The organism is Pseudomonas sp. (assembly GCF_041601375.1).
Classification (GTDB): domain Bacteria; phylum Pseudomonadota; class Gammaproteobacteria; order Pseudomonadales; family Pseudomonadaceae; genus Aquipseudomonas.
In genome coordinates, this window is sequence record NZ_JBFIIG010000150.1 from 1 (window position 1) to 10,466 (window position 10,466).

12 protein-coding genes are annotated in these 10,466 nt (G+C 61.8%); all 12 read left to right on the plus strand.

Annotated elements, in window-relative coordinates:
• The first annotated feature begins 475 nt into the window (after positions 1 to 475).
• A complete protein-coding gene (locus ABZE94_RS16740; RefSeq protein ID WP_372876642.1) occupies positions 476 to 1,105 on the plus strand; it encodes a DUF1780 domain-containing protein in 630 nt (209 codons plus the stop codon).
• 62 nt (positions 1,106 to 1,167) lie between these two features.
• Entirely contained in the window at positions 1,168 to 1,680 is a 513-nt protein-coding gene (locus ABZE94_RS16745; protein ID WP_372876643.1) for an MOSC domain-containing protein, read from the plus strand.
• Positions 1,681 to 1,744: 64 nt separating this feature from the next.
• On the plus strand, positions 1,745 to 1,918 hold the full coding sequence (locus ABZE94_RS16750; RefSeq protein WP_172143889.1) for a DUF3094 family protein: 174 nt from the start codon (positions 1,745 to 1,747) through the stop codon (positions 1,916 to 1,918).
• Positions 1,919 to 1,981: 63 nt separating this feature from the next.
• A complete protein-coding gene (locus ABZE94_RS16755) occupies positions 1,982 to 3,289 on the plus strand; it encodes an NAD(P)/FAD-dependent oxidoreductase (RefSeq protein ID WP_372876645.1) in 1,308 nt (435 codons plus the stop codon).
• 684 nt (positions 3,290 to 3,973) lie between these two features.
• Positions 3,974 to 4,834: a ParA family protein gene (locus ABZE94_RS16760; protein WP_025167030.1), complete on the plus strand. Its 861-nt coding sequence runs from the start codon at positions 3,974 to 3,976 to the stop codon at positions 4,832 to 4,834.
• Between the two features lies 1 nt (position 4,835).
• Entirely contained in the window at positions 4,836 to 5,579 is a 744-nt protein-coding gene (locus ABZE94_RS16765; RefSeq protein ID WP_372876647.1) for a hypothetical protein, read from the plus strand.
• Entirely contained in the window at positions 5,579 to 6,277 is a 699-nt protein-coding gene (locus ABZE94_RS16770) for a DUF2786 domain-containing protein (RefSeq protein WP_372876649.1), read from the plus strand. The genes ABZE94_RS16765 and ABZE94_RS16770 overlap by 1 nt, the downstream gene beginning before the upstream one ends.
• Positions 6,274 to 7,623, plus strand: a complete 1,350-nt coding sequence (gene dnaB, locus ABZE94_RS16775; protein WP_372876651.1) for a replicative DNA helicase — start codon at positions 6,274 to 6,276, stop codon at positions 7,621 to 7,623. Before ABZE94_RS16770 ends, dnaB begins: the two co-directional genes overlap by 4 nt.
• A complete protein-coding gene (locus ABZE94_RS16780; RefSeq protein ID WP_318963371.1) occupies positions 7,620 to 7,808 on the plus strand; it encodes a hypothetical protein in 189 nt (62 codons plus the stop codon). The genes dnaB and ABZE94_RS16780 overlap by 4 nt, the downstream gene beginning before the upstream one ends.
• Positions 7,798 to 8,319 carry a hypothetical protein gene (locus ABZE94_RS16785; RefSeq protein ID WP_372876653.1) on the plus strand — a complete coding sequence of 174 codons (522 nt, stop codon included), beginning with the start codon at positions 7,798 to 7,800 and terminating at the stop codon, positions 8,317 to 8,319. The genes ABZE94_RS16780 and ABZE94_RS16785 overlap by 11 nt, the downstream gene beginning before the upstream one ends.
• Positions 8,316 to 8,630 carry an Arc family DNA-binding protein gene (locus tag ABZE94_RS16790; RefSeq protein ID WP_372876655.1) on the plus strand — a complete coding sequence of 105 codons (315 nt, stop codon included), beginning with the start codon at positions 8,316 to 8,318 and terminating at the stop codon, positions 8,628 to 8,630. The genes ABZE94_RS16785 and ABZE94_RS16790 overlap by 4 nt, the downstream gene beginning before the upstream one ends.
• Positions 8,627 to 10,411, plus strand: a complete 1,785-nt coding sequence (locus tag ABZE94_RS16795) for a ParB family protein (RefSeq protein WP_372876657.1) — start codon at positions 8,627 to 8,629, stop codon at positions 10,409 to 10,411. The genes ABZE94_RS16790 and ABZE94_RS16795 overlap by 4 nt, the downstream gene beginning before the upstream one ends.
• Positions 10,412 to 10,466 lie beyond the last annotated feature (55 nt).

The window sequence follows — 10,466 nt, forward strand, 5'->3', positions numbered from 1 at the left end:
GATCTGGAACAATCCGCAATCCGTAGGGTGTCACTCGCCGCAGGCAGTGCACCATGGGTCTATCGGCGCGGAACAAAATCCGGCGGGTTGTCGCTGCGCTCCGAAGCCGCCCTACGGACCGAACGGAACGCCAGATCTGGAACAATCCGCAATCCGTAGGGTGTCACTCGCCGCAGGCAGTGCACCATGGGTCTATCGGCGCGGAACAAAATCCGGCGGGCTGTCGCTGCGCTCCGAGGCCGCCCTACGGACCGAACGGAACGCCAAATCTGGAACAATCCGCAATCCGTAGGGTGTCACTCGCCGCAGGCAGTGCACCATGGGTCTATCGGCGCGGCGCAGAATCCGGCGGGTTGTCGCTGCGCTCCGAAGCCGCCCTACGGACCGAACGGAACGCCAGCCGGGCCGTTGCTGCGCTCCAGACGAAACGATCCGGGGCTACCAAGCCTGCGCGACTGCGGGCTAAGCTGTAGGCATGGATGACTCAGACTATTTGCGCTTGCTCACGCACCAGGCTGAGCAGGCTAATGCGTTCCTTTCCAATGCCCGCAAGTGGGAGCGTGAGCGTTGGGTGTGCCAGCGCCTGCTGCAAGCCTTGAACGTCAGCCATCGGCTCGAGGAGTTCAGCGCGGCCGAGCAGGAGCCGCCGGACGTGCTGTTTCGCGAGGCCAGTTTCGAGGTGTTTTTCGTGCTGGACGAGGGCCGGCGCCTCAACGATGAGTGGCGCGTGGAGCTGGAACGGCGGCGTAGCGCCTTCTCGCTCAGCCAGTTGGTGCGCCGCGAAGCCAAGCCGCGGCGCATCGGCGCCGCCGAGCTGCAGGCGCGTCTGGCCCCGACCCTGCGCAAGAAAGCGCATAACTACAGCGAACGTGGCCTCGACCCCGGCGAACTGGATATGCTGGCGTTCGTCAGCCTGAAACGCGTGGTACCCGACTTCAACAGCCACTTCCCGCCGCCCACCGAGTTCTTGCGCCAGGGCTGGCGCTCGCTGTCGCTGGTCGGCCCGACCTTCGCGCGGGTATTGTTCGCCCATCCCGACGCGCCAGATTTTCTGCGCAGCAACCTCGGCCGCAGCGTACTGTTCGATGTCGGGATCAGCCTGTGACGAGTTGAGCGCTTGCAACGCCCTGCAATCCGACCCACCTGACGCCAGCATCCGAGAGTGCAATGAGCCCATTACAAGAACTGCTCGCCACCGTACCGCAGCGCGGCCAGGTACGCTGGATCGGCGTACGTCCCGCCTCGCGCGGCGCCATGCTCGAACTGGATGCGGTGGAAGCACGTCACGAAGCCGGCCTGACCGGCGACCACAGTCGGCCCGGGCCACGCAATGCGCGGCAGGTCACGCTGATCCAGTGGGAACACCTGGCTGTGATCGGCGCCCTGCTCGGCCGCCCCGCCAGCCAGCCGATCGTGCCGCAGGATTTGCGCCGCAATATCGCCATCAGTGGCATCAACCTGTTCAGCCTCAAAGGCCGGCGTTTTCGCATCGGCCAGGCCGTGCTGGAAACCACCGGCTGGTGCCAGCCCTGCGCACGACTCGAAGAGCGTCTCGGTCCCGGCACCTTCCAGGCGGTACGCGGCCACGGCGGCATCACCGCCCGGGTACTGCATGGCGGCATTATTCGTCTGAATGACGACCTGTGCGTTGAGCCTTTGTCAGCGCCGCGGCTAGAATAGCCACCACCCACAGACCGCCCGAGAACCGCAGTGCTTTCCCACGGTCTGTTCCCATGAGGTTCCTATGTCCAGCCGTCTGAGTCCCGACGATCAAAAACGCGTCGACCAGTACCTGAGTGCCCCGCAGCATCAAGTCGAACGTCAACCCTTCAAGGTGTGGCGCCTGCTGCTGATCATTGTCGGCGTGGTGATCGCCATGGGCCTGCTGAGCCGTCTTCTGAGTCGCCTGGTGCTATGAGCTGCTTCGCGCTCGCCCGGCAAGACTCAACGATTTTTTTTCCAAGCCTTGTGAGAATGATCCATGTCCCATCGAATCCTGATCGTCGGCGGTGGCGCCGGCGGCCTGGAGCTTGCTACCCGCCTGGGTAGAACTCTGGGTAAACGCGGCAAAGCCAAAGTCACCCTGGTCGACGCCAACCTGACGCACATCTGGAAACCGCTGCTGCATGAGGTGGCCGCCGGTTCGCTGAACTCTTCTGAAGACGAGCTGAACTACGTGGCCCAGGCCAAGTGGAATCATTTCGAGTTCCAGCTCGGACGCATGAGCGGGCTCGACCGGGCCGAACGGCGCATCACCCTCAGCGCGACGCTCGACGAGCACGGCGAGGTGCTGGTGCCCGAGCGGCAACTGGGCTACGACAGCCTGGTGATCGCGGTCGGCAGCACCACCAATGATTTCGGCACCCTTGGCGCCGCCGAACACTGCCTGTTTCTCGACACCCGCGAGCAGGCCGAGCGCTTCCACAGCCAGTTGCTCAGCCACTATTTGCGCGCCCACGCCAGCCAGAGCGATACCACCGAGCTGATCAACGTGGCCATCGTCGGTGCCGGCGCCACGGGCGTGGAACTGGCCGCCGAACTGCACCATGCGGCACATCAATTGGCCGCGTACGGGCTGGACAGCATCCACCCGAAGAACATGCGCATCACCCTGATCGAAGCCGGACCACGGGTACTGCCGGCACTGCCGGAGCGGATCGGCAAGCCGGTGCACAAGACCCTGGAAAGCCTCGGCGTGACGGTCATGACCAATGCGGCGGTCAGCCAGGTGACCCGCGATGCCCTGCTCACCGCTCAGGGCGACACCATCACCGCCAGCCTCAAGGTCTGGGCCGCGGGCATTCGCGCGCCCGGTTTCCTCAAGGACCTCGACGGCCTGGAAAGCAACCGGATCAACCAGCTGCAGGTGCGCCCTACCCTGCAAACCACCCGCGACGACAATATCTTCGCCTTCGGCGACTGCGCCGCCTGCCCGCAACCCGACAGCGAAGGCCGTAACGTGCCGCCACGCGCCCAGGCCGCTCACCAGCAAGCCTCGCTGCTGGCCAAGTCACTGAAACTGCGCGTCGACGGCCAGGGCCAGGCCCTGCCGGAATACCGCTACCGCGATTACGGCTCGCTGATTTCGCTGTCGACTTTTTCGGCGATCGGCAACCTGATGGGCAACCTCACCGGCAGCGTGATGCTCGAAGGCTGGCTGGCGCGGGTGTTCTATGTCTCGCTCTACCGCATGCACCAGATGGCGCTGTACGGCCCGTTGCGCACCATGCTGCTGATGCTCAGCGACCGCATCGGCCGCAGCACCGAGCCACGCCTGAAGCTGCACTGAGATACGCGGGGCGCCGGGGCAGATGCATTCGCCGGCCCTTGCGCTCCCGTAGGGTGTCACTCGCCGCAGGCAGTGCACCACTGGTTTATCGGCGCAGCACAGAATCTGGCGGGTTGTCGCTGCGCTCCGAACGGAACGCCGCCCGGACCGCCCTATGGAGCGTCGCCGAACGCGCGATCTGGGATGGTTCGCGATCCGTAGGGTGTCACTCGCCGCAGGCAGTGCACCACTGGTTTATCGCTGCGGCGCAAATCCGGCGGGTTGTCGCTGCGCTCCGAAGCCGCCCTACCCGAAGGCAGTGCACCATTGGTTTATCGCTGCGGTACAAATCCTGGCGGGCTGTCGCTTCGCTCCGAGCGGACGACGCCCCGGCCGCCCTACGGTTCCCGGACATATCGCCGAATTGCTATCGTCGCGGAGCCCATGACAAATCGCGCGCATAAAAAAACGCCCTGGAGGGCGCTTTTTCATGGTTGCCGATGAACATCTCATCTCAACCTTAAGATTCAACGCTGCAAACAACTGCAGGTGAAAATGGTGGGTCGTGTGGGATTCGAACCTACGACCAATTGGTTAAAAGACAATTGGCCAGGGAGCGTCTAGGAAGGGTCTCTAAGAACCCGCAGAAGCCCGGCCAGCTAGCTGTTGCAGCCTCTAATGAATTCACATTAGAGGCGCTCTACCATGAAAACCGCATCGATCGTATCGACCAAAGGTGGCCCTGGGAAAACCACAACAGCGGCCAGCCTCGGCGCTTTTTGCGCTGATGCCGGCCTAAGAACACTCCTGATAGACCTGGACCCCGTCCAGCCCTCACTTTCCTCGTATTACCCATTACTTGAAGAAGCGCAGGGCGGAATCTACGACCTGCTCGCCTTCAACGTGACGGACTGTACCCGGATCGTTTCCAGCACCACCATCCCGAATCTGTCGCTGGTGATCTCCAACGACATCAACAACCATCTGATCAACCTTATCCTGCAAGCTCCCGACGGCCGGCTTCGCCTGGCCAACCTGATGCCGGCGTTCGAAGACCATTTCGACCTGGTCCTGATCGACACCCAAGGCGCCCGCTCGGCCATGCTGGAGATGGTTGTCCTAGCTTCCGACCTGGCTATCTCCCCTCTCCAACCGAACATGCTCACCGCCCGCGAATTCAGCCGCGGCACGATGCAGATGCTGGATGGGCTACGCGCCTATGGACGTCTGGGCTTGAACATCCCACCGGTCCGCATCGTGGTCAATTGCCTGGACCTGACCGCCGACGCCCAGATGATCTACCAGTCGGTTCGCGAGATATTCCAGGACAACCTCGAGATCAGCGTCCTGGACTGCACCATTCCTGCCGCTGTTGTGTTCCGCAACGCCGCCTCCCGTGGAATCCCGGCGCACCGGCTCGAATACCGCCAGCCATCCAACCGCCAATCTCCGTCCGCGCTCAGCATCATCCGCAGGCTGGCGATCGAAGTCTTCCCCGAGTGGCGCGACCGCTTTGAGTCCGTCACCGAGGAGACGATGGCCGCGCTGGTTAAAGGGGGGCGCTGATATGGCGAAGTCCTCCATCACCGAAGCCAAGAGCATCACTGCCGAGGCGATTCTCAAGCTTGGTCAGTTCTACAGCGCACAGGAACTGCGGGGCATGCAGTCGAAACTGACCGGAGCAGTTCGGGAGGTCCGGGCGCTAACCGGTAACAAAGGCCTGATCGCACGAATTGGCGAGTTGCTGACTCACGAACAGCGGCAGTTGCTTCGCGATGCCGCGAGCTTGGTCGAGTCGGTAAATGCCAACTTGGAACACGCCAAGGAGAAGCGCCTTCGCGACGAAAAAGCAGCTGCAGTAAGGCTGAAAGAGCGTGAGTTGCAAGCGAAGCAACTCGTGAGTGAATCGTTTCCCCTGCCTTGCGACACTCCGGAGCAGATGCTCGAAGTAATCCGCCTAGGCCTGACTCTCAACCATGCCCGGGCTTTCCAGAGTTTCTACAGCCCCTGGGAGTTTTCTCAGAAGCTTCGGCAATCCGCGACTCTCCCACCTCAAACCAAGCCATTCCGAAATGACTGGGGCTTGGAGAAAGAACTCAAGCATCAGGCCTCTTACCTGCGGGACGACATCCGCAGGGAGCTTACTGATCTCCCCGCACATAACATCGACAACATGAGCGTCAAGGACAAGCACGCTGTCCTGCAAGCAAAGATCGCGGAAATCCGTACACGTGTCCTCGAGCAGGAGACCGAAACTCTTGGCGTATGGGTCGCGGCCCTCGCCTCCCTGGAAAAGCGGGAGGGCGAGTAATGGACAAGCAGAAGGTCCTCAACAAAGTGGCCAAGCTCATGGCGCTGGCCAACTCGAAGGGGGCAGCCCCCAACGAGGTGGAAACCGCGCTCCGCCAAGCGCGCAGCCTGATGAAGCAATACAACCTGGAGATCATCGAGGTTGCAGCTCACGCTGTCGATGAGGCGAGTGTGGTCACCAACACCCGCCGCGCCCCCCAAGACTGGCTGCACACACTGGCATCAATCTGCGCGACCGCCTTCGACTGCAGCCACCTTGCCTATTTCAACCCCCTGTGGGGCTGGTCGTTCAAGTTTCTCGGCAAGGGCATTTCCCCAGAACTGGCGGCTTACGCCTACTCCACCCTTCACCACCAACTGGTCGCCGCTCGCCGTGATCATGTTGCCCAACAGAAGCGCTGCAAGCTGAAGACTAAGCGTCGGCGGGGCCAGTTGTTCGCTGAAGGTTGGCTAAGGGCCATTTCCTCCAAGGTTGCCCAGTTCGCCGACGGCATGGACGAAACGACCCGGGAGGAGATCAAGGCCTATCTGGAGATCCATCACCCCCAGTTGAAGGAAATCACCATCGAACCGCTGAAGGCCAAAGGTCACGACAGCGGATCGCTTCGTGCCGGCTGGGACCAGGGCAAAAAAGCGAACCTGCATCGCGGTGTCGCACAAGAACGCCAAGCGTCCCTGGCCTATGGAGGTGGCCAATGATGCATCTCGACCTCTCCCCTCCTCATTCGGTGGAGGCTGAACAAGGTGTCCTGGGCGGCCTGATGCTGGATAACAACACCTGGGATCTCATAGGGGACCAACTGCTTGCCGAGGACTTCTTCCGCCACGAGCACAAGATGATCTTCCAGGCTGTTGCCGGCCTCGCGACGAAAGGCCACCCGTTCGACATAGTCACGTTAGGCGAGGCGCTGGCTGAGCCGGCAGAGGTCGGGGGCCTGCCCTACCTCGTCGAACTGGCCAAGAACACCCCCTCGGTGGCCAACATCGAGCATTACGCCAACATCGTGCGCAATCGTTCGCACCTACGTCGCTTGATGTCTCTGGGCTACCTCTGCTCCAGAGAAGCATCCGATCAGCAGGCGGACGCGTTCGAAGTCCAGGAGTCCGTCGAGCAAAAGCTGTTCGCCCTTGGCCAAGACCGCAGCGCTTCCGAGTTCATCAACCTCACCCAATGCATCACGAATGTCATCGAGAAGATTGATGAGCACTTCAACGGCAATGTGACGGTGACAGGTGTGCCATCCGGCCTGGGCGACCTGGATGAGCTGACCGCAGGCTTCCAACCTGCCGACCTGATCATCCTAGGTGCTCGGCCGTCGATGGGTAAAACGTCCTTGGCCCTTAACTTCGTGGATACAGCCCTGCAGAACAAGCCCCAGGAAACCGTTCAGGTTTACAGCCTGGAAATGCCGGCTGAAGCGCTGATCTACCGCTTGATGGCCATTCTGGGTCACCTCGATCTCGGCAAGCTGCTGAAAGGCCGTCTGGATGATGACGACTGGCCGCGGTTGACTGCGGCTGTCGCACGGATGCACGGCTACGGCGATCGCCTAGTCATCGACGACTCCTCCGGCCTGACGCCAACAGCCATACGGGCCAAGGCTCGCCGCGCTGCGCGCCGGTTCGGCAAGCCCGCTCTGATCCTGGTTGACTACCTGCAGTTGATGCGCTGCCCCGGGCAGGAGAACCGGGCCAACGAGATCAGCGAGATCTCGCGTGCCCTGAAGGCCTTAGCCAAAGAGATGAACTGCCCCGTCGTCGCGCTCTCCCAACTGAACCGGGATCTGGAGCGCCGCCCGAACAAGCGCCCCATCAACGCTGATCTCCGTGACAGCGGCGCCATCGAACAGGACGCTGACGTGATCATGTTCGTCTACCGCGACGAGGTCTACCACCCAGAAACCGAGTTCAAGGGCATCGCCGAAATAATCATCGGTAAGCACCGCAACGGCCCCACTGGGACGGTGCGCACCGCGTTCATTCCTCACCAGACCCGCTTCGCGAATCTCAGTGCCAACAGCGATTGGCAAGGAGTCCATGCATGACCACCACCGCCCTAACACCGCTGACGCACCATTGCCGCAATTGCGATGCCCACCATCCGCGCCATCAGGTTCGCCAGTGCATTCCTGCCGAGAACACGCCTGAAGGTGAGGTCGAGGTGCTGGTCTGCCCGATTTGCGGTAGCTACGACCTCGAGCAGCTGCAGGAGGTCGATCGTGCACAGTAGCGCAGCCCACTTCCCGTCAATCCCAGCCAGCGTCCCTTTCGACGCTTCGGCGGTTGCCCATGCCCACCGCGTCGGCGTGAATGCCTTCGAGCTCGATGCAATCGCGCAGGTGATCAGCCGGCTGGCCCGTGACGACAGCACCGTAGTGCCGGCGAGCATGCAAGCCGACCTGACCGAACTGCAGGAGCTCGGCTACGTCGAGCTGTCTCCAACCACCAGCGGAACGGTGTCGGTCAATCTGCTTTGCCCTGGTGCTCTCCTGTCGAGTTACTTCTGGTCGGTCTGGGTGCCACGTCACCTGCTGGATCGCGCCTTGAAGGTGTCTGTTCTGCCCTACCTCGACGCCCAGTCAGAGGTGCAGCACTGCACCGTAGTGTTCCGCATTCCTGGCCCCCGCGAGGCAACCCGCGAGTTCCTGACGGACTTGAGCACGAAGTTCCCTGGCCATGAACCCGAGATCATCGCCATCCAGGTCGGCAACGGCCTGGAGGACAAGGAGCGGACGGAATGAGTACCGACCCAACTTCGCGTCCAACTGAAGCGCCGCTGAATCGAAACCGACCGAATTTGGAGATTGCCATGGCCAACAAGCCGCAACGCAAAGAAGAAGAGAAGTTCGTCGTCCGCTTGCCTGCCGGCATGCGCGACCGGATAGCCATCAAAGCCCGCGTCAACTCACGTTCGATGAACGCCGAGATCGTTCATCGCCTCGAGCGGGCTACCGAGCTCGAGGTCGAGCTGGAGCGCGCGCACCAGATCATCGACAGGCTGCTGTCCGGCTCGAAGGCAACAACTGCTGAAGCTCTGGAGTCCAGAACATGACAAAGCCCACCGTAGCCTCCCTGAAGGACAAACTTCTGCAGCCCGGCTTTCAGCCGCTGTCTCCCGCAGCCCAGCGTTTCAGCGATCCGATCGCCGACACCCCGATGGTGCTGACCCTGGACGATATCCTTCCCTACGACTCGAACCCCAGGACCACCCGCAATCCGAAGTATGCGGAAATCAAGGAGTCGATCCGGCAACGCGGGCTGGACGCCTCGCCCCCAGTCACCCGGCGCCCCGGGGAAGATAAGTACCGCATTCGCAACGGTGGCAACACGCGACTGGCCATCCTTAATGAGCTCTACCGCGAGACCGGCGACGAGAAGTACTTCCGCTTCAACTGCCTGTTCCGCCCCTGGGATCAGGCCCGCGGCGAAATCATCGCACTGACCGGTCACCTGGCGGAAAACGATCTGCAGGGCCAGCTCATGTTCATCGAGCGGGCTGTTGGGATCGACAAAGCTAAAGCCCTCTATGAGGAAGAGGTAGGCAAACCCATTTCCCAAAGTGAATTAGCCCGCCGGCTAAGCGCTGATGGCTATCCGGTCTCCCAACCCCACATTAGCAAGATGCAGGACACCATCCGGCACTTGCTTCCCGCTATCCCTGGGGTCCTTTACTCCGGACTTGGAAAACCCCAGATCGAGAAGCTGCTATCGCTACGCAAGACCGCACTGCAGTGCTGGGAGCGCCACAACAAAGATGAAAGCATCGAGTTCGAGATGCTGTTCCAGGATGTCCTGGCCCAGTTCGAGGGTGACGCCGAGGAATTCCTGTCCCAGCGTTTCCAGGACGAGCTGATCGCCCAGCTGAAGACACCGCTGGGCATGGGCTATGAGGCCATTCTCCTGGATATTACCCAGAACCAGGATCAGCTTCGACGCTCTACCCCGGTGGTGAGTCTGCCTCAGACGCTACCCCCTTCCCCACAGCCGGAAGCAGATATCCAGCAACCGCTCGCGCCACCGGCGCCGAGCACAACAGAGCTGCCGCAGAACGCCCAAGGCAATGGCCTGGAGCCCGAGTTACCCGGCACCCACAGCCAGGATGGGAGCGCTACACCTCCGCCGACCAACGAGGCCCCTGCTCGCCAACAGCGGAAAGTTGCGCCGCCACCTGTAGAACAGATGACCCAGGATGAGCGTCAAGCACGGGTCGACGGTCATGTGGCCAGCCCGGTTACGACCTCGCCTCGCGTCCAGCAGATGAAGCAAAAGCTGGCCGCCTTGGATGGCGAGGTTCTGCCCGACTTCAATGCGAACGCCCTGGTGGCCATCCCAGTGCAGGCCGGAGGTCTGCACCCCATTTCAGACCTCTGGTACATCGAGCGCGACATCGACACGCCAGACGTCCTGCGTCAGCACATTGCCGAACTGGCCCGTGAGATCGCCAGTTCGGTGGACGCCCCGGGCGAGTTCGTCGACGTAGCGGGTGGGATCGGCTTCCGCTATCGCCATCCGGCGGAAGATGTCGAAGTCACTGCTACAGCCCAACACACCCTGACGCTGCTTCAGTCCCTCAGTGGCTCGATGAGCATCGCCCTGAAGATGCTCGAGGAGCACCCCGAACAGAAGGACGCGCTAGGCGAGTTCGAATTCGCAGCAGGCCTCGGTCAGATCCTGCTGGGCCAGCCCCTTGCCAAGGACCAGAACCCTGACGACTCCGGTCGACTGAGCGACGTCGCACTGGTGAAGCTCTTTCGCATCGTCCGCCTCGCGCGTCGCCTGATCGACCTGGAAATCCAGGCCTTCAACGGCACAACACCACCGACCGACAGCTGAGTACGGACAATCGCAGGAGGGAGTCGCAATGTCCAAATCACCGATCAACGAGGCC

Coding starts and splice junctions, on each gene's coding strand:
- ABZE94_RS16740 (WP_372876642.1), top strand. CDS start 476: ATGGATGACTCAGACTATTTGCGCTTGCTCACGCACCAGGCTGAGCAG.
- ABZE94_RS16745 (WP_372876643.1), top strand. CDS start 1,168: ATGAGCCCATTACAAGAACTGCTCGCCACCGTACCGCAGCGCGGCCAG.
- ABZE94_RS16750 (WP_172143889.1), top strand. CDS start 1,745: ATGTCCAGCCGTCTGAGTCCCGACGATCAAAAACGCGTCGACCAGTAC.
- ABZE94_RS16755 (WP_372876645.1), top strand. CDS start 1,982: ATGTCCCATCGAATCCTGATCGTCGGCGGTGGCGCCGGCGGCCTGGAG.
- ABZE94_RS16760 (WP_025167030.1), top strand. CDS start 3,974: ATGAAAACCGCATCGATCGTATCGACCAAAGGTGGCCCTGGGAAAACC.
- ABZE94_RS16765 (WP_372876647.1), top strand. CDS start 4,836: ATGGCGAAGTCCTCCATCACCGAAGCCAAGAGCATCACTGCCGAGGCG.
- ABZE94_RS16770 (WP_372876649.1), top strand. CDS start 5,579: ATGGACAAGCAGAAGGTCCTCAACAAAGTGGCCAAGCTCATGGCGCTG.
- dnaB (WP_372876651.1), top strand. CDS start 6,274: ATGATGCATCTCGACCTCTCCCCTCCTCATTCGGTGGAGGCTGAACAA.
- ABZE94_RS16780 (WP_318963371.1), top strand. CDS start 7,620: ATGACCACCACCGCCCTAACACCGCTGACGCACCATTGCCGCAATTGC.
- ABZE94_RS16790 (WP_372876655.1), top strand. CDS start 8,316: ATGAGTACCGACCCAACTTCGCGTCCAACTGAAGCGCCGCTGAATCGA.
- ABZE94_RS16795 (WP_372876657.1), top strand. CDS start 8,627: ATGACAAAGCCCACCGTAGCCTCCCTGAAGGACAAACTTCTGCAGCCC.